Origin of the sequence: Arthrobacter psychrochitiniphilus (assembly GCF_003185915.1) — a bacterium.
GTDB lineage: Bacteria > Actinomycetota > Actinomycetes > Actinomycetales > Micrococcaceae > Specibacter > Specibacter psychrochitiniphilus.
This window is the reverse complement of the sequence record NZ_QHLZ01000009.1, coordinates 20907-42011: the sequence shown is the minus strand read 5'-3', so window position 1 is coordinate 42011 and position 21105 is coordinate 20907. Positions and strand designations below refer to the sequence as shown.

General features: G+C 59.2%; 24 protein-coding genes. 10 read left to right on the top strand and 14 right to left on the bottom strand.

What is annotated here, in order from left to right; genetic code table 11:
- Positions 1-507 carry a fluoride efflux transporter FluC gene (locus CVS29_RS13880; protein WP_179442413.1) on the top strand — a complete coding sequence of 169 codons (507 nt, stop codon included), beginning with the start codon at positions 1-3 and terminating at the stop codon, positions 505-507.
- Positions 504-869 (top strand): fluoride efflux transporter CrcB, encoded by a 366-nt coding sequence (gene crcB, locus CVS29_RS13875; RefSeq protein WP_110106929.1) that lies wholly within the window; start codon positions 504-506, stop codon positions 867-869. The genes CVS29_RS13880 and crcB overlap by 4 nt, the downstream gene beginning before the upstream one ends.
- 376 nt (positions 870-1245) lie before the next feature.
- Here crcB and CVS29_RS13870 read toward each other — a convergent pair whose 3' ends face one another.
- Together CVS29_RS13870 and cmtR are read right to left on the bottom strand one after the other, a co-directional pair.
- Complete coding sequence (locus CVS29_RS13870; RefSeq protein WP_110106928.1) at positions 1246-3291, bottom strand: heavy metal translocating P-type ATPase; 2046 nt, start codon at positions 3289-3291, stop codon at positions 1246-1248.
- Between the two features lie 24 nt (positions 3292-3315).
- The gene (cmtR, locus tag CVS29_RS13865) at positions 3316-3675 is read right to left on the bottom strand and encodes a Cd(II)/Pb(II)-sensing metalloregulatory transcriptional regulator CmtR (RefSeq protein WP_110106927.1); all 360 of its coding nucleotides are present in this window, start codon (positions 3673-3675) and stop codon (positions 3316-3318) included.
- A 361-nt stretch (positions 3676-4036) separates the two neighbouring features.
- On the opposite strand from cmtR, the gene CVS29_RS13855 reads away from it, so the two are divergent.
- Entirely contained in the window at positions 4037-4693 is a 657-nt protein-coding gene (locus CVS29_RS13855) for an SDR family NAD(P)-dependent oxidoreductase (protein WP_211315144.1), read from the top strand.
- A 1-nt stretch (position 4694) separates the two neighbouring features.
- Here the strand turns inward: CVS29_RS13855 and CVS29_RS13850 are convergent, their stop codons facing one another.
- The 3 genes from CVS29_RS13850 to CVS29_RS13840 are packed head-to-tail and all read right to left on the bottom strand — an operon-like array spanning position 4695 to position 7299.
- Positions 4695-5555, bottom strand: coding sequence for a metal ABC transporter permease (locus CVS29_RS13850; RefSeq protein WP_211315147.1), 861 nt, complete (start codon positions 5553-5555; stop codon positions 4695-4697).
- Between the two features lie 41 nt (positions 5556-5596).
- Positions 5597-6340, bottom strand: coding sequence for a metal ABC transporter ATP-binding protein (locus tag CVS29_RS13845; RefSeq protein ID WP_110106923.1), 744 nt, complete (start codon positions 6338-6340; stop codon positions 5597-5599).
- On the bottom strand, positions 6337-7299 hold the full coding sequence (locus CVS29_RS13840; RefSeq protein ID WP_110106922.1) for a metal ABC transporter substrate-binding protein: 963 nt from the start codon (positions 7297-7299) through the stop codon (positions 6337-6339). The genes CVS29_RS13845 and CVS29_RS13840 overlap by 4 nt, the downstream gene beginning before the upstream one ends.
- A 244-nt stretch (positions 7300-7543) precedes the next feature.
- Between CVS29_RS13840 and CVS29_RS13835 the strand changes: the two genes are divergently transcribed.
- A complete protein-coding gene (locus tag CVS29_RS13835; RefSeq protein ID WP_110106921.1) occupies positions 7544-8476 on the top strand; it encodes a DUF808 domain-containing protein in 933 nt (310 codons plus the stop codon).
- A 40-nt stretch (positions 8477-8516) separates the two neighbouring features.
- Here CVS29_RS13835 and CVS29_RS18515 read toward each other — a convergent pair whose 3' ends face one another.
- The gene (locus CVS29_RS18515) at positions 8517-8693 is read right to left on the bottom strand and encodes a hypothetical protein (protein ID WP_170120990.1); all 177 of its coding nucleotides are present in this window, start codon (positions 8691-8693) and stop codon (positions 8517-8519) included.
- Between the two features lie 154 nt (positions 8694-8847).
- Here CVS29_RS18515 and CVS29_RS13830 point away from each other — a divergent pair, with 154 nt between their 5' ends.
- From CVS29_RS13830 to CVS29_RS13825, 3 genes are all read left to right on the top strand, one after another.
- Complete coding sequence (locus tag CVS29_RS13830; RefSeq protein ID WP_110106920.1) at positions 8848-9327, top strand: hypothetical protein; 480 nt, start codon at positions 8848-8850, stop codon at positions 9325-9327.
- A 177-nt stretch (positions 9328-9504) separates the two neighbouring features.
- Positions 9505-9663 (top strand): hypothetical protein, encoded by a 159-nt coding sequence (locus tag CVS29_RS18510; protein ID WP_170120989.1) that lies wholly within the window; start codon positions 9505-9507, stop codon positions 9661-9663.
- Positions 9664-9842: 179 nt separating this feature from the next.
- Entirely contained in the window at positions 9843-10349 is a 507-nt protein-coding gene (locus CVS29_RS13825) for a hypothetical protein (RefSeq protein WP_110106919.1), read from the top strand.
- A gap of 566 nt (positions 10350-10915) precedes the next feature.
- Here the strand turns inward: CVS29_RS13825 and CVS29_RS13820 are convergent.
- Together CVS29_RS13820 and CVS29_RS13815 are read right to left on the bottom strand one after the other, a co-directional pair.
- Entirely contained in the window at positions 10916-11797 is an 882-nt protein-coding gene (locus CVS29_RS13820; protein ID WP_110106918.1) for a VOC family protein, read from the bottom strand.
- A 143-nt stretch (positions 11798-11940) separates the two neighbouring features.
- Positions 11941-12393, bottom strand: coding sequence for a hypothetical protein (locus CVS29_RS13815; protein ID WP_110106917.1), 453 nt, complete (start codon positions 12391-12393; stop codon positions 11941-11943).
- Positions 12394-12705: 312 nt separating this feature from the next.
- On the opposite strand from CVS29_RS13815, the gene CVS29_RS13810 reads away from it, so the two are divergent.
- Positions 12706-13578, top strand: coding sequence for an NAD-dependent epimerase/dehydratase family protein (locus CVS29_RS13810; RefSeq protein WP_110106995.1), 873 nt, complete (start codon positions 12706-12708; stop codon positions 13576-13578).
- Positions 13579-13622: 44 nt separating this feature from the next.
- Here CVS29_RS13810 and CVS29_RS13805 read toward each other — a convergent pair whose 3' ends face one another.
- Positions 13623-14810: a hypothetical protein gene (locus CVS29_RS13805; RefSeq protein ID WP_211315143.1), complete on the bottom strand. Its 1188-nt coding sequence runs from the start codon at positions 14808-14810 to the stop codon at positions 13623-13625.
- A 64-nt stretch (positions 14811-14874) separates the two neighbouring features.
- Here CVS29_RS13805 and CVS29_RS18505 point away from each other — a divergent pair, with 64 nt between their 5' ends.
- Positions 14875-15027 carry a hypothetical protein gene (locus tag CVS29_RS18505; RefSeq protein WP_170120988.1) on the top strand — a complete coding sequence of 51 codons (153 nt, stop codon included), beginning with the start codon at positions 14875-14877 and terminating at the stop codon, positions 15025-15027.
- On the opposite strand, the gene mtnN is transcribed toward CVS29_RS18505, so the two are convergent.
- Both mtnN and CVS29_RS13795 read right to left on the bottom strand, forming a co-directional pair.
- The gene (gene mtnN, locus CVS29_RS13800; RefSeq protein WP_110106916.1) at positions 15024-15791 is read right to left on the bottom strand and encodes a 5'-methylthioadenosine/S-adenosylhomocysteine nucleosidase; all 768 of its coding nucleotides are present in this window, start codon (positions 15789-15791) and stop codon (positions 15024-15026) included. The two genes, CVS29_RS18505 and mtnN, sit on opposite strands and share 4 nt — an antisense overlap.
- The gene (locus CVS29_RS13795; RefSeq protein ID WP_110106915.1) at positions 15788-16255 is read right to left on the bottom strand and encodes an S-ribosylhomocysteine lyase; all 468 of its coding nucleotides are present in this window, start codon (positions 16253-16255) and stop codon (positions 15788-15790) included. Before CVS29_RS13795 ends, mtnN begins: the two co-directional genes overlap by 4 nt.
- Before the next feature lie 696 nt (positions 16256-16951).
- On the opposite strand from CVS29_RS13795, the gene CVS29_RS13790 reads away from it, so the two are divergent.
- Complete coding sequence (locus CVS29_RS13790; RefSeq protein ID WP_110106914.1) at positions 16952-17350, top strand: GNAT family N-acetyltransferase; 399 nt, start codon at positions 16952-16954, stop codon at positions 17348-17350.
- A 252-nt stretch (positions 17351-17602) separates the two neighbouring features.
- On the opposite strand, the gene CVS29_RS13785 is transcribed toward CVS29_RS13790, so the two are convergent.
- Genes CVS29_RS13785 through CVS29_RS13775 form a run of 3 tightly spaced genes read right to left on the bottom strand, consistent with a single transcriptional unit; the run spans position 17603 to position 21104 of the window.
- Positions 17603-19252: a dipeptide ABC transporter ATP-binding protein gene (locus CVS29_RS13785; protein WP_110106913.1), complete on the bottom strand. Its 1650-nt coding sequence runs from the start codon at positions 19250-19252 to the stop codon at positions 17603-17605.
- The gene (locus CVS29_RS13780; RefSeq protein WP_245932246.1) at positions 19249-20142 is read right to left on the bottom strand and encodes an ABC transporter permease; all 894 of its coding nucleotides are present in this window, start codon (positions 20140-20142) and stop codon (positions 19249-19251) included. Before CVS29_RS13780 ends, CVS29_RS13785 begins: the two co-directional genes overlap by 4 nt.
- The gene (locus tag CVS29_RS13775; protein WP_110106911.1) at positions 20139-21104 is read right to left on the bottom strand and encodes an ABC transporter permease; all 966 of its coding nucleotides are present in this window, start codon (positions 21102-21104) and stop codon (positions 20139-20141) included. Before CVS29_RS13775 ends, CVS29_RS13780 begins: the two co-directional genes overlap by 4 nt.
- Between the last annotated feature and the right edge of the window lies 1 nt (position 21105).

Here is a 21105-nt window from a genome sequence, read left to right as displayed (position 1 = left end):
ATGGATAGCCTCCCAGTGGACAGCGATGTTGACACTCCTGGTCCGCGGCACCGTTCAATTCATCTTCACCCGGGATTCGTAGTGCTTGTCATGCTGGGGGGATGTTTCGGTGCTTTGGCCAGATACGGTCTCAGCATTACTCTTCCTGTCCCTGGCGGTTGGCCGCTGCCGACCTTGTTGATTAATGTATGCGGTGCTTTTGCCTTGGGTGCGTTGCTTGAGGGACTGTCCCGGCGCGGTCCAGACCTAGGCTGGTCACGGTTTGTGCGGCTCTTGGTGGGAACAGGATTCATGGGCGCTTTTACCACTTACAGCACCCTGGCCGTAGACGCCATGCACCTTTTCGACGCCGACAGACCGGTGGCAGCACTGACTTACGTGGCCCTCAGTATTGTCGGTGGTGTTGCGGCTGCGCTGTTCGGTATCTGGGTGGGCGCAAAGTATCATCGCTTCGTTGCTGCTAGAAACCGTAGGGTCTTGGCCATTACCGGAAAGGAAAGCAAATGACAGTGCTTTTGCTTGCCCTGGCTGGGGGTGTTGGCGCCGGTCTTAGGTTTATTGTTGACGGGCTGGTCAGGGCTCGGGCTCGCACCGCTTTGCCAGTGGGAACCATACTGATCAACGTCAGTGGATCGCTGTGTCTGGGATTGTTGACTGGTCTGGTTGCTGGACATTACACCGATTCGAGCTGGGGACTAGTTCTGGGGGTTGGCCTGCTGGGCGGCTACACAACGTTCAGCACAGCCAGCTTTGAAACGGTCAGGCTTATCCAGTCCAGACGGACGTGGTTTGCGGTGGTCAATTCCTTGGGAACCGTGTTGGCCTGTGTGCTCGCCGCGACAGCAGGATTTGCACTGACGCTCTTATAAGGGATCGTGTCCCTGGTATGAGGCGCTGGCGTCCTAACACTCATCAGCTGGCATTTTCTTTTCATGAGTGTCGCCTTTGAGTGCACAACACAAAACAGCATGACGAAAGTTCAGCTCTTTGACCGTGCCCGCAGTATTGATGAGGCCTCCCGTTTTAGTTCTTGGGCATAGGTGCCATGCTGGCCAGTGAGGATACCCGAACCACGTGGACAAGGATCGCGGAGAACCTTTTAGTCTCAGACGGCTAGGAGGTCTCCAGCTGCCACCCGATCTATTCCCGCAGTGCCTAGCTCGAGCCTGCGCCAATAAGGCCGAGTATTATGCCAGGGTTCCCACAATCCACGGTGGCAAAACACCTGTCAGCAAGCGATGGCGATCACGCCCCGGACGGGGTGAGCAGCTTTTGGGTCCCCAGTTCAGGCAGTACAGCGCGGCCTTTCGCTGCCCTGAGCCCGTTGAGAATCACCACTACTTCGGCCAGTTCGTGAACTAGCACTACGCCGGCCAGGCCCAGCACTCCAAAGAGAGCCAAAGGGAACAGAATACTGATGATGGCCAGGGCTAGTGCAATGTTGGCCGTCATGATGCGCCGTCCGCGGCGGGCATGGGCCAGCGCTTGGGGGATCAGCCGCAGATCTGTCCCCGTGAAGGCTACCGCAGCGGTTTCGATCGCAGCAGCCGAGCCGGTGGCGCCCATAGCAATCCCCACATCAGCGGCTGCCAAGGCGGGGGCATCGTTGATGCCGTCACCGATCATTGCTGTCCGGTAGCGGGTGGAGTAGGCCTCCAGAGCGTAGGCCTTATCTGCCGGGAGCTGTTCGGCCAGATACTCACTAATACCCGCCTGGCTGGCTAACGCCTGAGCGGTCCGGGTATTATCACCTGTCAGCATCACGGTACTGACCCCTTGGGCGTTGAGCTCTGCAATGGCGGCAGCGGCTTCAGGCTTGAGTTCGTCGCGGATGCCGATCAGCCCCGCCGGGGATCCGGCGATTTCCACAACAATGACTGTCATGCCCTCGGATTCGAGCCGCCTGCACGCCGCGGCCAACGCCCCGGGCGCCACCCAGCGTGGGCTGCCAATTCTGGCCGGGACCCCCTCAAGATTTCCGCGGATCCCTTCTCCGGGGGTCTCAAAAATGTCAGTGGCTGGCGGAGGTGTGGGTGTTTCGGCAAGAATGGCTGCTGCCAGTGGGTGGGTGCTGTGCATTTCTAGCGCGGATGCCACGGCGAGAACTCTGCTGCGATCAGTACCAGGTACCGTCTCCACCGCAACAACTTCGGGCATGTTGCGTGTCAGAGTGCCTGTTTTATCGAACGCCACCAGCTTCACGGCACCGAGCTGTTCAAAAGCCTCGCCGGATTTTATCACCACCCCAAAACGGCTGGCCGCACCAATGGCTGAAATTACTGTCACCGGCACGGCAATGGCCAGAGCGCACGGGGATGCCGCGACTAGGACAACCAAGGCACGTTCAATCCAGATACTCGGTTCGCCCAACAGGGAGCCAAGCAGTGCCACCAACCCGGCCACAATCAAGACCACGGGGATCATGGGGCGGGCAATGCGGTCCGCGATCCGGGCACGCTCGCCCTTCCGGGCTTGTGCATTTTCCACGAGCCGCACAATTGTTGTTAGGGAATTCTCATACCCGTCCGCACTCGCTTCCAGTTCCAGGCTGCCACTGCCATTGATTGCTCCGGCAGGCACTGCATCTCCAGGTGCAACCTCTACAGGAATTGACTCGCCCGTGATGGCGGACGTGTCCAGGCTGGATCTTCCGGAGGTGACCACTGCATCAGTTGCCACCCGCTCTCCTGGGCGAACAACCAGTCGATCCAACACGCGGATCTCGCGGGCGGGAATGACCACCAGCCCCGAACTGCGTGAAATGGTTGCCGTTTCGGGGACTAAGGACAGCAGAGAGCGTAGCCCGTGGCGGGCACTATCCAGAGCTCGGTCTTCCAAGGATTCAGCGATGGAGAAGAGGAACGCCAGCGCCGCAGCTTCGCCTACGTGGCCCAGCAAGACTGCTCCTGCGGCGGCAATACTCATCAACAGCCCTACGCCCAGGCGCCCGCGCAGCAGCCGTCGCATGGCCCCGGGGATAAATGTTGAGGCGCCCAATACTAGGCTGCCTGCCAGAACAACAGTATTAGCGGGCTTGTTTCCCGCCCACTCCAAGCCATAGCCAATGCCAAGCAGGAGCCCGGCGGAGATCGGGACTAGAAGGTGAACGTCCTGCCACCAAGGCGTGAATGCCTCAGGGGCTTCCCCGGTGTCGCGGGGCAACTCCTGTGATCCCAGAAGAGCTGCTGATGCGGTGGCGGCCTTAGGGTGCGCACTTCCCGAAGCAACGTTGCGCACTGTGGCATTCCCCCGAGTGTCAGGTTCCTCAGATCCGCAACATTCCCGGCTCATGCCTGAACCCTCATGCCTGAACCCTCATGCCTGAACCTCGGTGCCGCAACACAGCGGAACAACGCAATTCACTTCGAGACATCCCTGCCCGTCGTCTATTGCCAACACCACATCCACCAGAGCAACCAATGCCCGAGTGAGGTGCTCATCAGCAATCTCATACCTTGTTTGCCGTCCCTCCGGCACAGCAGCAACAAGGCCGCACCCGCGCAAGCAACTCAAGTGATTCGAGACATTGGAGCGGGTCAGGCCCAAATCCACGGCAAGCTGCCCCGGATATCCTGGGCCTTCGATCAGGCTCGTCAGGATACGTGAGCGGGTTGGATCCGACATGGCGCGGCCCAAACGGTTCATGATATCAACACGGGAAGCAATAGTCAGCATACGCTGACTATACAGCAGAAGCTGACATATACCTTTGGCGAGGTGCGCTAAGACGCGTGATGGAATCTCATGTGCCCAAAAATGATGGCGTGGTTATTGACAAAAATTTCAACGGTCAGATGAAAATTCTCACGCTCAAGAAGGGAATAGGGCCTAGGGTTCCTGCGGGCCCGGGCCGGAAGTCAAACTATCTGCCGATAGGGGCCAACGGGCTCCAAAACAAGTACTTTTACAGTGATACATTGAAAATTCAGTCCCTCCACGCTAATGACTCGGAATGCCTGCCCACGCCTTGAACGTCTTTAGTTCCATTCCGTTGGTTATCAACTCGTCACGGGCATATCAAATGAAAGCAGCAGAAATGAACAAGAAGTTTGTGGCCATCATGGGTTCCGGTCCGGGCGTAAGTGCCGGCGTGGCCAGGAAGTTTGGTGCCAACGGCTTCACGGTGATCCTGCTGGCGAGGAACCCGCAGTCACTACAGCTTCGCGTTTCGGAGCTCAAGAATGCAGGTATCGAAGCCCACGGCATCGTGGCTGATGCCAGCGATGCGCAGAGTCTGAAAACGGCGTTCGCCCGCATCCACGCCGAACACGGAATCTTGGATGCCTTGGTCTACAACGCCGGAGCCAACACCATTGCCAACCCCACCGTTCTTGACCCCGCGGATCTGGCCCGGGATTTTTCGATCAATGTGGTGGGGGCGCTGAGCTGCGCCCAGCTGGTGGCTCCGTCCATGATTGAACGTGGAACAGGGTCCATCCTTTTCACGGGAGGATTGCTGGCTCTAAATCCTGTTGCATCCAGGGCATCGGCCTCCATTAGCAAGGCCGGGCTCCGCAACCTGACCTTCACCTTGGGCGATGAGCTTGCCGGGAAGGGTATCAGGGTTGGAACGGTGACCATAGGTGGCGCCGTTCAGCCAGGGACCTTCTTCGATCCCGATTTGATTGCCGAAGCCTACTGGGACTTGCACACCGGAAGGTCAACAGGAGAGATTCTGTATGTGAAGCCCTGAGTTAGCCAGCTAGAGTGTGCGTTCTTGCGGGCTGTTCGGGTGCGGATGCAGCCTTCCTCCGCCGGGCGGCGGCTAGCCGGGTGGCTACTAGGCCATGGCGCGGGCTAAACAGGTAGACCAGCGTAAAAGCCGCGCCCTGGACCAACACCACCATGCCGCCGGAGGCTGCATCCAGGTAGTAGCTCGCGTAGAGTCCGACGACGGCGCACGCGGCTGAGATGGTCGGCGCAAGAACCAGCATCCTCCCGAATCGGTCCGTGAGCAAGTAGGCGGTGGCGCCCGGAATGATCAACATGGCAACTACCAGCACCACGCCCACGGCTTGCAACGCCACTACTGAGGTTAGCGCCAGTAGCCCCAGCAGGAAGGCTCCGAGCAGGCGCGGGTTGAGCCCAATTGCGTGGGCGTGGGTTGGGTCAAAAGCAAATAGGGTGAAGTCGCGGTGTTTGAGGATAAGGATAACCAAGGTGATGGTACCGAGCACCAGTACCTGAAAAAGATCCTCGTGGCTCAGACCCAGAAGGTTGCCAAAAATAATGTGGGTGAGATCGCTCTGGCTGGGCGTGACCGAGATCAGGACCAGGCCCAGAGCGAAGAGCGTGGTGAAAACTATGCCGATTGCAGCGTCCTCCTTGACCCTGCTCGTGTCCCTCACGGCCCCGATAAGTCCAACGGCCAGGAACCCGAACAACACCGCACCGACAGCGAAGGGGACCCCGGCTATGTAAGCCAAGACAACTCCGGGAAGGACCGCGTGCGAGACGGCATCGCCCATGAGGGACCAGCCGATGAGAACTAGCCAGCAGGACAGTACGGCGCAGACCACGGCGGCGATTACCGTAACGGCCAGGGCACGTTGCATAAAGACAAAGTCGAAAGGATCCAGTAGGAACTCGAAAATACTCACAGAGCCATCTCGTTTCGCTTCATGACGTCTAAGCCAAAGGCAAGGGCAAGGTTTTCCGGCTGCAGGACCACCGCGGGGTCCCCGTGCATTAGGACGCGTCGCATGATCAACACCGCCTCGTCAGCCAGTTCCGGCAGCGCGTGGAGATCGTGGGTTGAGAGCAGAATGGCGGCCCCATCAGCAGCTAGTTCCTTCAATAGGGCGCAGATGGTGGCTTCTGAGCGCTTGTCGACTCCAGCAAAAGGCTCGTCCAGTAATAGGGTGGTGGCGCCTTGAGCAATGCCCCGTGCCACGAAGGCTCGCTTTCGCTGCCCGCCCGAGAGCTGTCCAATCTGCCGCTGCGCGAAGTCGGAGAGCTCCACGCGGTCCAAGGCCTCTGCCACGGCCAGTTTGTCCTTCTTGTGCGGCCGCCGGGTCATGCCCATATGACCATAGCGGCCCATCATGACTACCTCATGCACAGAGAGCGGGAAATGCCAGTCCACGTCTTCACTTTGGGGGACGTAGCTGATAGCTCCGCTGCGTCTGGCCGCAGCTGGTGAGCCGCCGTCGATGGTGACCGTGCCGGCGTCGGGCTTCACCAGCCCCATAATGGCCTTGAAGAGAGTGGACTTTCCGGAGCCGTTCATGCCCACCAGTCCACAGATTCGGCCCTTGTTCAGACGCAGCGTGGCGCCATCCAGCGCCGGTACGTCTCCGTAGTTGACGGTGACAGAGTCAACATCAATGGCAGCACTCATGGCAACACACCGTTGCTGACACCGGTCAGACCCTCAGTGATGACCTTCGCGTCGTGTCGGATCAAGTCCAAATAGGTGGGTACGGGCCCGTCAGGTTCGGAGAGGGAATCGACGTAGAGCGTGCCACCAAAAACGGCATCGGTGGCCTCGACAACTCGCTCCATGGGCGCGGCGGAGACCGTTGATTCACAAAAGACCGCAGGAACATTGTTGCGGCGCACAAAGTCAATGGCCCCGGTGATTTGCTGTGGCGTGGCTTGCTGTTCTGCGTTGACGGCCCAGATGTACCTTTCACTCAGGCCGGCATCGCGAGCCAAGTAGGAGAAGGCGCCCTCGCAGCTCACCAAGGCCCGCTGGCTGGTGGGCAGTGCCGAGAGATCCCTGATGAGCTGGTCCTGGACGTCTTGCAATTTGTCCTTGTAGGCAGCGCCGTTGGCTTGGTAGTAGGTGCCGTTGGCTGGGTCCAGCTTTGTGAAGGCCTTGACCATGTTCTCCACGTAGACCTGGACGTTGGATGGTGACATCCAGGCATGTGGATTGGGCAGGTCCTTGTACTTGTCCTCGGCAATTTCCATGATCTCTATGCCATCGGAAACCACGGCATGGGGCGCGTCGAGGTCCTGAACGAATTTTTCAAACCATGCCTCCAGGCCCAAGCCGTTATCTAAGATCAGATCTGCCTTGGCTGCCCTGCGGATGTCTCCCGGGGTGGGCTCGTAGCCATGAATTTCCGCCCCCACCTTAGTGATGGATTCCACCGTGAGCTTGTTTCCCGCCACGTTCGCAGCAATGTCGGCCAGGACTGTGAAAGTGGTCAGGACCACCGGGCGGTTCTCGCCATCAACACTCACGTTACTTGATGTGGGGGCGCAGGAAGTCAGTGCCAATGCGCACGTGAGGGCCCCGGCTGCCAAGGAAAGCCGCAGGGGGTGCGGAGATCTGAAGTAATTTACTCTCATGCCCAAAGCCTAAGTTAGGCATGCCGAAATAACTAATACAGTACGCCTAAATACTTTGGATCGAGGTATTCCTAGTCACAGTGGACACAAGCCAGTCAAGAGATTTGGCTAACTCGCAGGACCCCGTCCCATCGCACTGAACGCGCTGGGCTGTAAACTTCTGATGGATTTCCCATCGCTTAGAGGAGTCCTTTGACTGGATACGTTCGGTTAGTCAAAAAAATACTACACAAGGAGTTTCGGCATGGCCGGTGGCCTCGTAGCACTTCTGGATGACGTAGCGGCCCTTGTGAAGGTCACGGCCGCTTCCCTTGATGACATTGCCTTGGGAGCTGGTAAGGCCAGCGTTAAGTCACTTGGCGTGGTTGTTGATGATGCTGCGGTCACCCCGCAGTATGTTGAAGGATTATCGCCAAAACGGGAGCTTCCCATTATCTGGAAGATCGCGGTTGGATCCATCCGGAACAAGCTGCTGATTATCTTGCCGGTGGCCTTGCTTCTTTCACAGTTTGCCCCGTGGGCCTTGACACCGATCTTGATGATCGGCGGCGCGTACTTGGTGTTCGAAGGTGCCGAGAAAATTCTTGAAGCCATGGGAGCGATCAAGCCTCATGGCCTAGGTGCAAACGGCGCGGTACGTGAAGAAAAGGCCATTATTGGGGCTGCCGTGCGAACCGATCTGGTGCTCTCCGCGGAAATCATGGTCATCTCATTGAACGAGGTTGCCCACGAGAGCTTCCTGAACCGAACCTTGATTCTCATCTTGATCGCCTTCCTCATGACGGTGGTGGTTTATGGTGTGGTTGGCCTGATTGTGAAGATGGATGACATTGGCCTGCACTTGGCCAAGAAGAGTTCAGCCGTTGCGCAAAAGGTAGGCCGTGGACTGGTCAAGGGGATGCCGATTGTGATGTCCATACTGAGCAAGGTGGGCATTGTTGCCATGCTGTGGGTAGGCGGACACCTGATTTTAGTAGGTATGGATGACTTGGGCTGGCATGCACCCTACGGGTTCGTTCACCACGTGGAGATGCTGGTCCATGATGCCACCGGCTCCGCCGGCGCAGTTCTGGGTTGGCTCGTTAATACGGCGTTCTCCTGCCTCGCCGGCTTCATCATTGGCTCGGTAATTACGGCTGCCGTACAAGGAATTAACAGGCTTCGAAGCAAGCACTAAGTGGCGACGTTGCCTGGATGAGATTCTTCATCAACAATCTTTACCAACGGGACCACTTCGGCTGGCTGATTTTACCTTCATCTAGAACCGTCACGGTACCTGCTCTGACCAACACCTCGGCATGGTGGTGGGAGAGGATGACGGCAAGCAGCGCCGGTACGGTCTTCGGGGGCGAATACCGCAGCAACCCGCTTTCATAAAGGTGGAACACAGGCATTTGGACTCTCTATGTGCCCCAGTGGTAGGGCTGTCTTGTGCGGCCGTGACTACGTAACCAGCAGTGTTGCACTCGAAATCGACGTTGAATTCGAGTGCCCAGTCTATGGTGGTTGTAGGGAAGTGGGGGATAGTGAATGATTTCAAGGCGCTGGATGTCCAGCAAAATCACGGTCGGGGTGGTTGTTCTCTCTGTGCTGGCTGGCTGTGCCCCGTCACAGGAGGATGAATTAGCGGCAGCGAACTTCCATAACGTAGGAACACTGGATGAATCCAGCGTTTGGCTCTCGGGGGAACCGAACCGTGATGGTGATTATGAAATCAAAGTCACCGGTAAATTTCACGATTATTGCAATGGCGCTGTCCTCGCCCCCGTCGGCATTCAGATCTGCAATGGTGGAGAGCTAGACGGCGGGGCCCTGTTCATGATCGGGGCCCCAGCTAGTGCAACGGGCGGAACTCTGACCATGATGAATGGAGTGGTCATAGAGCTATCGATATTTGATCTACCCCAAAATGATGATCTCAAAATAGCCGCGGGCAGCGCCCCGGCACGTAGTGCTGCAGGATTTTATAGTGTTCGGTTCACTACATCTAGCGGGGAAATCTTGAATCGTGAGGGTAAGTCACAATGATCAGAGTAAGGCAATCACCGACAGGCCGTGCAGACACCGTCTTGGCAGATCGCACCGTATAGATTGATGCGCCGGTGGGCGGAGAAATTCGTATCAATTTTCATGCGTAGCCCCATTGGTGATCGGTGATTTAGGGGGCGGACAAAACAGGCGGTGCTGACCCGGATGAACACCGGTGTGACAATCATCCGTAGCTTCGGAGAGCCTGGCTACGAGATAGTGAGCGTAGGGGAAGATATTGACCGTGGCGATTCTCTGGGTCCCACGCTGATTCCTTACGGTCCGCTGCTGTCCATCCCGGAGGCCACGGAGCCCACAAATTGTACCGATCTGTAACAATCCCGAAGAAACGCGTAGGAACGGTCTGCTAAACCCGGGCCACGGCGTCATAGCCGTAAAAATTTCTGCTACCGGAGGTGTTACTGGCGTAAGGGGAATGCCTCACGCAGTTACTTCTGAGATGAACGAAGCCAGCATGCCCATCTTCTGCGAGGATTCATGGCCTGCCCACCCCCGTGAAATTTGATACGCAGACAACTTGGCCCAATGACATCATGCTTGGCAGGGGAACAGATTCAGCGCTGACGTTCCTCACGTATTACAACACGTGGCGAGACATCGACTCTACTATCCGCCATGGAAAAGCCTCACCCGAACGGGCACTGCATGCAGCCACTCAAGCCAACGCAAAGATCCTCGGAATTGAGAAGATAACTGGTTCTTTAGAGGTGGTTAAATCACCGAGGGAGCTGGCGGGAAAAATGGCTCCGGTTGGCTGGGATTATTTGGTTCTGGCACAGGTGGGGCAGGTGCGGTGGGGCCATTGGGTTCCAAGGGTTCCACTGGTTCGGTTGGATCGAGTGGAAAATCCGGCTGCGGGCTCCCCGGGAACGGGTCAGGTACTTGGGGCTGTGGTTCAGTGGACTGATGCTGGTTCATGGGGTTCCTTCTTCTCAATGGTTGACGTTCTTGGAAATTATGAGGATGAAACTTTTATGAGAAACTTGCTTGCTAAAAACTGATCCGTTTTTCATGCTAACGACCTACTGAGAGGACGTCCATGGCCCGGGGTGGAAAATACCGGAGTATGGATGGCACTCCACATGACACCGCGCCAAAGCACCCGAACATGCCCTAGAGAGCCAGCGATTTCGCGAGAACTTTAGTTCAGTCTCGTCGGCTCATTGATATTGTTCGGCCCGGAGTCTAGCCTTAAGGCACAGGTAGCAGCCACTCTCTAGGTGAAATAGGGGCGTCCGCATACCGGAGTAAAAACACTGAATTTGGGAGTGTGACGCTGTGGGACTGATAGTTGGATTGTTGATTATTTGGCTTATCTTGGCAGTCTTGGGATTCGCGGTTAAGGGTCTTTTTTGGCTGGCAATAATTGGGCTAGTGCTCTTTGTAGCAACAGGAGCAATCGGCTGGATCCGGCGCCGGGGATCCATCAAAAGCTGAACTAGCCAAGACCCGCCCAGAGCTGCCGGATCGGGTGGTGGAGGACTAATCGGGTGGTGGAGGACTAGACGCTTACCTGAGCGTGGTTATCTCTGCCCCAGAGCCGCCTCCGGTCACCGCCAGTTCCGGCTCACAAATCTGCCACTACAATCTTCTTCATGGCAAGCATTCTTTGATAGGCCCCTGGGCGCTGCATCAACTCGCCCATATTTTGAGGCACAATTTGCCAACTTACGCCGAAGCGGTCGCTCAGCCAACCGCACTGCTCTGCCTCGGGCACCGCGCTCAGTGCTTCCCACAAGGTGTCGATCTCCTCTTGGTCTGCGCAATCGACCTCGAGCGAGATCCCTGGCGAGAACGTGAAGTGATGATCTGCGCCACCATCCATTGCTGAGAACCACTGACCAGCCAAAGCGAACTCAGCAAACACGATGGCGCCGTTGCCTCCTTCGTGCGGAACCACCACCCCGGTCCTCGCCCCAGGAAAGAGACCGGTGTACAGATCCATGGCTAGCTGCGCCTGAGCAGCGTCCCCTGTAAAAAGGAACTGTGGGGTTACCAGCGGACGTGGTTCCGGGGTGGGCTCGGTCATCATCACTTGCCAATTCACCCCGTAGCGATCTTCCACCCAGCCGTAGAGTTTGCTATGCGGATATTCGCCTAACTCCATGCGCACCTCGCCACCATCTACAAGCGCCGCCCACATGGACGTGATGTTTGCGCGCGTGGCCGCTTCGCCACCGTGGGCGGCGGGATCCATGCTGAGTATGAAGGAAATAGCTGGTGTGGGCCGGAATTCTCCTCCCGCATTGATCAGCCGGATTCTGTATCCGCTGAGCGTGACATCGACAACCAGCGGCTGCCCGGCCAGTGCCTGTTGAAAGTCCGGCAGGTTCGTCTCGGGGTATGAGGCGCTCACTTCCATGGATGTGTCCGGAAAGGTGGCTGCGTAGAAGTTACCTACCTCGTCCGCGTTACCTTGGCACCAAATATTGGGCACAATTTTCTGCATAATTCCTCCTGGTGCATCTGCACAGCATGGCACGGCGGAACGCCCCGTTCAATAGGGATAGCTGAGCCTGGTTGGGCGCATCAGATGTGACGCCATCAGGCAGCGTGGAGGAGGACTTCCCTTCCAGACGTGTCACCGGAGGCTCACTCGTTAGATTCGATCAGCCAGCTCACTTCTGCCCAGCGCAGGCCTTCATCATCCCAGGATTCAGCATGCCCCAGTTGGGCGATGTCAGCAAAGGTAGCGGTGATTCCGTGGGCTTCAAGGATGCTAAGTAGCTCGTCGGTGGCCTTGCGGACAGCCGCTTCTACGCTTTCATGGTCTTCGGACTTGATTTGGCTGCGGGCTGTAAACATTTCCGTCATGGCATCATTGTCCACCAAGAATTTGATGTGAGGAAGCCCCGGGGGAGACGATGCGCGGCCGGTGAGGAGATGATGGATTGGAATCTTTTGCGCGGAACCTCCCTCGGAAAAATGCGCGGCAACCGGCTCTGCACGCTGGGCAGAGAGTTCAGCAGAAATTTCTGGCAGTGGGCGCATTGCCTCAATGCCAGAGCCTGTGCGCAAGAGCTCAATGAAACCAGAGGCACTCACGCGCCCATCTGTGGTTCCAACCGAACTATGGGCCCGGCTGTCGCGGGGTTCGTGGCCCTCGGCTTTGTTGACTGTCTGGGTCGCAAGAAACTGCTGCAGGCCCGTTCTGTGGGCATGGTATTGGAATTGGAGGACAAGTCATAGCTTGAACGGCGCTAGAGAAGAGTACGGCGCAGGGGTGCCATATTTACAGGAAGCCATCAGGTGCCTATGGTGGACGTGCCGGGGCGGAAGTTCTACGCTGGTGAGCAGTCCGGCTCATTTGTGGTGAGCCAAAAGTATGGTGGGGCTGGTCAGAATAAAGGTGGATTTATGAAAATTGCAGTGACTGGTGGCAGCGGAAAACTAGGCCGGCACGTGGTTCGCGGGCTTCTCGGCGGTGGGCACGAGGTGCTGAATCTGGATCGGGTGGGTGAGCGTGGGCCAAACTTCCTCTTGGTTGACCTGCGCAACTACGGCCAGGTGCTGGACGCGCTCCTAGGAGTTGATGACAGGCATAGCGGGTTCGACGCCGTGGTGCATCTTGGCGCTATCCCGGCACCGGGGCTGCTCCCGGATGCTGCGACGTTCGAGAACAACATGCTCTCCACCTACAACGTGTTTCAGGCGGCACGGCGGGCCGGAGTCAAGCGGATTGTGTACGCCTCTAGTGAGACTGTGCTGGGGCTACCCTTTGACATCGATCCGCCCTACCTGCCCGTTGACGAGGAATATCCGGCCCGTCCGGAGAGCACGTATTCGCTTGTGAAACATCTGGAGGAGCAGCTGGCCCGTGAGCTGGTGCGGTGGGATCCGGAGTTGAGTATCTCGGCGTTGCGGTTTTCCAATGTCATGGATGAGTCGGACTATGAGGCATTCCCGAATTTTGCCGCCGATCCGATGGCACGCAAATGGAATTTGTGGGGCTACATTGACGGGCGGGACGGGGCGCAGGCTGTGGCCCTGGCACTTGATCGGGAGAAACCCGGTTTCGAGGCGTTCATCATTGCCAACGCCGACACCGTTATGCTCCGGCCCAGTGCCGAGCTCGCCGCGGAAGTGTTCCCGAACGTGCCGCTTCGCCGTGAGCTTGTGGGACGGGAAACCCTGTTATCGATCGAAAAGGCGAGGCGCCTGTTGGGCTTCGAACCGCGCTACAGCTGGCACACCAGCCTGCCCCGGCGCTTTGACCGCCAGGAAGAATAGGGACTGATCCGCTAGATTCACAGGTTCCACCATCTTGTGCTCGCTCATGGGCGCGTGGTGTAGCGCTGGGGATCGTCTGGGCCAGCATCGGAGGCCACCCGGTTGGCGGGGCGTTTGGGTGGACTCGGTGCTGCGCCCAGCCTGCGGGGACCGCTCCAGAGGGCAGCCGGGGCATCGATCGTCCTGGCCAGCCGGTAGGTGAGGTCCTCATAATTGAGCCGCCAGCCTCGAAAGTGTGGCCACGCCTGTTCCGCGGATTGCTCCACAGGATAGCCAGCCGCGCTGAGCATGCTGACAGCTTCTTTGAATTCTTCAAAGGTCAGCTGGGTTTCTCCGTCTGGGTCCACGTCTTCGTTTACCGGTAGGGAAATGGCGGCCGCTATTTGCTGTAGACAAGAAAAACCCATGCGCAGCAGCAGCCGCGCTCTGACAGTGGGGGCGATGCTGGGGCTCAGGGAAAGCTGGAGTGCCGCACTGTCCATGACACTAAGCAGGGCTATCAGCCAGTTTGAGTCCGGGAGTGGGGACCTGAACCAGCACAATGTCAGGTAGGTGCTGTGGGACTCTGCAACATCGGCCGCCCACCGTTCCCATGAGCGGTAGAGATCTTCAAGTTCCTTGGTGCTGCCTTGCCCAGAAAGCCCGAATCTTGTGCGCAGAAGTAATTCCGGGCCCCACGCCGGGGTTCCCGCGCGGGAGCGAAGTAAGGTCACCTCGGATTCCCTGCGGTTGACGGCTGCATAAAGGGTTGGCAGATACCCGATCTGCAGGGCCACTACAGCAAACCCTGTGAAGGCAGCCATATAAACCACCGTTGTGCTGCCGGGGCCGGCAGGCGGGGAGTAACCAAGCGTGAACAATCCCGAGCCTGATTCGCTCAGCGCCCGGGGCAGATCGCCATGGACAAAGGGGACAAGCATGAGTGCAAAGGCAAAATAGAACAGCACCATCCAGACGGCAAGCCGAATAAACAGTGTCAGAGGCGCCTGCCAGGCCAGCAGCCTGTCAAGGGTCTGGTATTTCTTCACAGGCCGCCGCAGCAGAGAAAAGAGCGCAGTTGATAACTGGGCGGCTGAATCGGAAATGCGGTCATTGTGCGGGCGTGTGACGATCAGGGTGCCGATGAGGCTCTTCCACGTTAGGGCAAGGAGAGCGAAACCGGCGAGAAGGGCCGCCCACCAGAGAATTCCAACCACGGGGCTCTCGCCTACCTTCCAACTGATGCGCGTCACTGCCTGCACCTAAGACTAAGGGCGTGCACCGCCGGGCACACCCCTTCGCACCAAAAAAGAAGGCGTGGAAGCTCCTTGCCGGCAGGGCAACAATCCGGCGCGAGCAGGCCGTCGGGGTTTGGGTGCCGCCGAGCCGTGGGACGGCATCGGAACCCTGGCTAACACCATCGAGCCCACCTTAGTTCAAGGCGATGGTCCCGCCCAGCGCCTGCGTTAGGTGGTGGGAGCAGCCTCTGGGCGGGGTGAACCGGCGCCCAGCCATGACTGAACCACGGCCATGACAACTTCGGCGGAGCGCTCGGCGGCATCGTCAACGTGGACCAGGAAGTCCGCGTCAGAGGCAGGTCCGCACAAGTCCGAGACGCCGCGCACCGCAAGGAACGGGGCGTTGAAGGAGTAAGCGGTCTGGGCGATGGCGGAGGATTCCATGTCAGTGGCCAGCACGCCGTCGAACGTTTCCTTGATAATCACTGAACGCTCGTGGCCCACGAAGGTGTAGCTGGAGACCATTAACCCTTGGTGAATGCTCTGCACCAAACCGCCTTGACTGGGTTGGACGGCGCTGAGCTGCCGGAGCGCCCCGGGCACGGGGTAAGAGACTGGCATGCCAGGGACTTGGCCCAGCAAGTAGCCAAAGGCGCGGGCATCGGCGTCGGCATTGATAGTGTCAGTGGCGATCACCACGTCGCCTACCCGAACGTACTCACCCAAGCCGCCGGCGGTGCCTGCGCTGATGAGAAGGGGGGCAGGGGCGCCGGCGGTGTTCTTGTGGGCCAGCAGCAGGGCCGAGGTGGCGGCACAGGCTGCGTTGACTAGGCCAACCCCACCCCGGACAACCAGCGCGTCTCGGCCAGCAAGTGTGACCCGGTGGTGGATCGCGTTGCCCACCTGCACTGTTTCCCCATGGGAGGTAGCGCGTGCAAGGAACGGGGCCACTTCCTCGTCCATAGCTGCAATGATGATGAAGTCCACCGGGCTCATGCGCTGACCTGCGACCACTGGTCACGCTTGGCCAGGAATTCACGGGCCGCCGCCTGGGCACCCTCGAGGGAATGATTGGCTCCCCAGCCGCACTGAATTTCGTTGGCGGCAGGGACCTCGGTGGCTGCCACGACGTCGCTCAGGGTAGCCTCGATCAACTCCATCACGGCTGGCAGATCGGGTTCACCCTGCAAAATCAGATAGTAGCCGGTCTGGCAACCCATGGGAGAGAAATCAAGCACGGCAAAGGAGTGGTTCCGGGAGTGTTCGGCAAACAGATGTTCCAGTGAATGGATTGCCGGCATCTCCAAATGGGCCACATTGGGCTGGGTGAAGCGCACGTCATATTTGGTAATGACATCGCCGTGCGCCAGCTCCTTGCGGTCGGCCACGCGCACGTAGGGGGCCGCTACCGTGCGGTGGTCGAGGTTGAAGGACTCTACGTTCATATGTGGGGTGGGCATGATGTGCTTTCCTTACGGAAGGTAGTGGAAACGGCCAGCTTCAATCCTAGCCCTGCAGACCCACACCAATTGTGAAGCAGGTGATATTCGGGGCAGGCGCATAGGCCAACCCTAAAGTTGTAGGCGGGGAACGGAAAGCATAGAACGGGCTAGATTGTTACCAGAATCGTGTGCCAGCCCACTGCAGGTACCGCTAACTATGCGCCCACTGCGCCGGCAATCCCTCACCACGTGCACTGGAGGGTTGGGGAAGTGGAAGAAAGCCCGTGAGGCTGCCACCGCAATGAGCGCACCAGCGTGGGAGCCCAGAACTCCGGGATCGGTGAACGGTCTGCAGCTGTGTATTTACGTTGTCGCAGTGAGCAATCACGAGGTGATGGCCCATGCTGACTTTCGCTGTGCGCACTGGCAGCTGCCAGCAAGGCGTAGCTCGTTCAGCGGCGCCATGGTGGCACCTTCGCAGGCGCCGGGCGAAACTCGCCAACTAGCCTGCGCAGAGTTGGACCCGAAAGTGGAGCAGAAGTTAAGTTGCGCAGAAATTAGCTGCCAACTATTCCTTTTCCCCCGCTGTCAGTGCACTGGCACACTGAGGTAATGGAGTCTCAACAGCCCTTCGAGGGCCAGTCCGTGAGCATCAGGGGGTAGGAGCCTGCGGATGCGCCAGAAACTCTGGCTTTCTTCATCTTGGCGGTGACCGTGACTGCCGCCGCAGATTACATGCCGAAACAAATACAGGCGTGGGCTCAGCCTGAGCGGGATGTCCTGCAGATTTGGCACGCTGCGATGGCGGCACGGAACAGTATTGTTGCCAGGATCGGCGGTGAAATTGCCGGGTTCTCGGATGTGACCGTGGACGGTTACCTGAACATGATGTTTGTTTCCCCGCGCCACCAGCGCCGTGGAGTGGCTCAGCAACTTCTGGCGTGCGTAAAAGCTCAGTCACGCAGCAATGGAACACACACTCTTTATGTGAACGTGAGCAATACGGCCCGGCCCTTCTTCGAACGCTTTAGCTTCAGAGTGGAAGCAGAACTACACACGGTCCTCCGAGGGGTGGAGCATGGGTGCCTCTGGAAAGTTCGGGGTTGCCTTTGACGGCAATGGACCAAGCGCCAATCCCGAAAGCCAAAGCTGCCACACCGTTAAAGAGCACTTTGTCCGTGCCTGCCCCTGTCAGTACGGCGATCAGCCCCAACACAATAAATGCAACGGCCACGGCGGCCACGCAAGAGGAGAGAATCATTGCCCACCGGGGAAGTTTCCGAAGTTTCTGCACGGTGACCGACTCCTTGAAGCTAGAAAGCATTAACGTGTGGTCAACATCCTGCGCCATGTACTTGACGCTCTTCAGGACTCACTCGACGTTGCCGCGAGCAACGCCCGCGTATAGCTGTGCTGAGGATTGGTAAACACCGACTCTGTGGCGCCGGATTCAACAACTTCCCCTGCCTTCATGACTAGGACATCATCACTCATATGCCGGATCACGGCCAGGTCATGAGAGATCAGCAAGTAGCTCAACCCGAGGCTTTGCTGCAGTTCATCAAGGAGGTCAAGGACCTGCGCCTGGATGGATACATCCAATGCCGAGACCGGTTCATCACAGATCAACACTTTGGGCTTCGGCGCCAAGGCGCGGGCAATAGCCAGGCGTTGGCGCTGCCCGCCGGAGAGCGTGGCCGGGTTCCGGGGTGCCAGGTCCGGGTGCAGCCCCACCATTTCCAGCAATTGTGAGATTTCGCCAGAGTAGCTGCGGGGATTGCGTGTGGCCCCGAAACTCAGGGAGTCTGCCAGCAGAGAAGCTGTCGAGAGGCGAGGGTCAAAAGAGGAGAGCGGATCTTGGTAAATGGCGCCCAGAGATGGGCGGCGCGCACGCCGTGCTGACTCAGCAGCAGCGCTCCAGGGCTCACCGCAAAACTCAACGGATCCGGCGTCGGGCACCAATAATCCCAGAGCCATGCGAGCAGTAGTGGTCTTCCCGGAGCCGGACTCGCCCACAACACCTAAGGTTCGGGCCGGGAAAAGCTCAAAGTCCACGGAGGAAACGGCCCGGAAATCCGCTGAACCAGCCATGGGAAAGGACTTTGCAAGCCCCCGCGCACGCAGCAGCGGCTGTGCATCCACGGTCCCAAGTGGGGGAGCTGTGGTGGCTGCTCCGGAGGGCTGCGGAGCAGAAGAGGGCGCACCAGCACTGGGGGACAACCGGGTGAAACGGGGCTTCCCCGACGGTGCGGCGGCAAGCAGAGCACGGGTGTAAGGATGCTGCGGATCCTCCAGAACCTGCGCGCGCGGGCCCTGTTCCACAATGCGCCCGTTGGCCATCACGGCGATGGAATCTGCGGTCGCAGAAACGGCGGCAAGATCGTGGCTGATCAGTAGCATTCCCGCCCCGCCGCGGCGTAAATCACGCAGCAGCCCCAGTACGGCTGCAGCAATCGTGGCATCTAGGGCTGTGGTGGGCTCGTCGGCAATGATGAGGGCCGGATCCATGGCAATGGCGGAGGCAATCAGCGCCCGCTGGCGCATGCCACCGGAAAGTTCCCCGGAACGTTGCCCCGCCCGGCGCACCGGGTCATCCAGACCCACCGCCTGCAGCAGTTCAATGACACGTGCCGCCCGCTGCGATCCGGACGCGGAGCCGTGCAGGCGCAGTACGTCCTCAATCTCTTTCCCGACAGTGCGCAGAGGGTCCAGCGAGGTCAAGGCATCCTGCAAGATGAAGCCCACGTGCGCACCACGCAGTTTCCGCCAACCTCGCGTGGATAATTTCTGGGCATCGTAGCCGGCCACGGACAGCGTCTTGGCGCGCACGTGGGCGCCGCGCCCGGCGAGGCCAAGCAGCGACCGGGCCGTGACTGATTTGCCGGACCCCGATTCACCCACAAGAGCCAGGCATTCACCCGGATTTACCGTCAGTGAAATGCCGCGCACCACGGTGTCCGGGCCGAAGGAAACGTTCAGGTCCGTGACCTGAAGAACAGGCTTGAGCGTTGTCATTGTGAGCTTGCCGCCTTCATGGAGCGCGAGAGCACGGTGGCAGAGCCGGCCAGTATAACAATGGCCAATCCGGGGAAGAACGTCATCCACCACGCCAGCGAGAGGTATGTGCGCCCGGCCGAGAGCATGGTGCCCCATTCCGGTGCCGGCGGTGGGGAACCAAGCCCCAGAAAGCTCAACGATGCTGCCCAGAGCACCGCTTGTCCCAACCCCAGCGTTGCCAGGACAGCAACCGGTGCCAGCGCATTGGGCAGAATATGAGCCGTGAGGATGCGCCACCTGCTCCGCCCCAGCACCGTGGCGGCCTCCACCATGGGGGAGGCGCGTAAGGCGATGATTTGGCCGCGAATCACCCGCGCGTACCCCGGAGCCGTTGTCAGCGCCACCGCCAACACAGTAGTGCCCACGCCCGGCCCGGCCAGGGCAATAAACACCAGCGCCAGCAACAATCCGGGCAAGGCAAAAAGAACCTCAAGGATGCGGCCTATCCCGAAGTCCAGCCACCGCCCACCAAATCCGGCGGCAATACCCAGCACCAGGGCCAGGCCGAGTCCTGCCGCAGTCGCCGCAGCACCAATGAGCAGGGAGGGCCGCGCACCGTGAATGATGCGCGAATAAATATCACGCCCCGACTCATCCGTTCCCAGTAAGTGCCCCGGACCCGGCGGGGAGAACGCTGCGGCGGGGTTGATGGCCAGGGGGTCATCCGGCGCCAAAAGATACGGTGCTATGGCTGCGAGAATAAAAAAGAGAAGTACGACGGCGGCTATTACCGTGGGTAGGCGGCGCACCAACCGCCGCGCCAAGGTTGCGCCGGGGCGGGGCACCCGGGTGCCTGCGGACACCAGTACCGGATCCGTCAGGGGCAGCATCGAATTGTGAATACTCATGGCTCCCCGATCCTCGGGTCTACCAGGCGTTCGGCCAGGTCGGAGACAGCCATAATCAGCACGTAGGCACCCGCAGAGACAAGGGCCACACCGGTCACCAGCGGAATATCGCGTGCGGTCACTGCGGAGAGAAGCGCTCGCCCCAGTCCCGGCCGGGCAAAGATGGATTCAACCACCACGGCCCCGGACAACAGCGAACCCAAGGCCCAGCCGGATAAGGCAATACCGGGCAGTGCGGCGTGACGCAGCGAATGGCGCAGCAGCACACCGATCTCTGATTCTCCGCGGGCTCGGGCAGACAGGGCGAAGGCCGAGTGCTGAGCCTTTTCAAGACTGTCACGCATAACTTGGCCCAGAAATCCGGCCAACGGTAGGGCCAGGGTGACCACTGGCAGCACCAGCCCGCCCGGGGTGTTGGTGCTGACGGGCGGGAACCAGCCCAGCGCCGTCGAAAATATCATGATGAGCACGCTGGCCAACCAAAAGTGTGGGACCGCGGCGGAGATGATCTCCACGGCAGAACCCACCACGGAAATACGGGTGGACAACACGGCCAGAAGCAGGGCCATGAGCCACGCCACCACCAAGGCGAGACCGGCGAGGACAAGGGTGGAGGGAACAATCTCAGCCAGCACCTCTGAGACTGGGCTCTTGAGTGAATAGGACGTACCCAGGTCTCCCACGGCCAGCCGCCGCAACTGGCCAAAGTACTGCACGAACAGCGGCTGGTCCAGACCATACTCAATCCGGGCCGCTTCGAGAGCCTCGGCGGACGCCTGGGAGCCGGGGCCGCCCATGATGGCTGCCGCCGGGTCGCCCGGAATCATCCGGATGCCAAAGAAGATGGCTGTTGCAACCGCCCAGAGCACGAAGATGCCGCCAGCTAGTGTGCTCAGGAGCCAGCGAAGCGATGCCTTGAGGGCACCGCCCTGCCGGGTCGAGGTGGTTGCGGAGGGACTCACG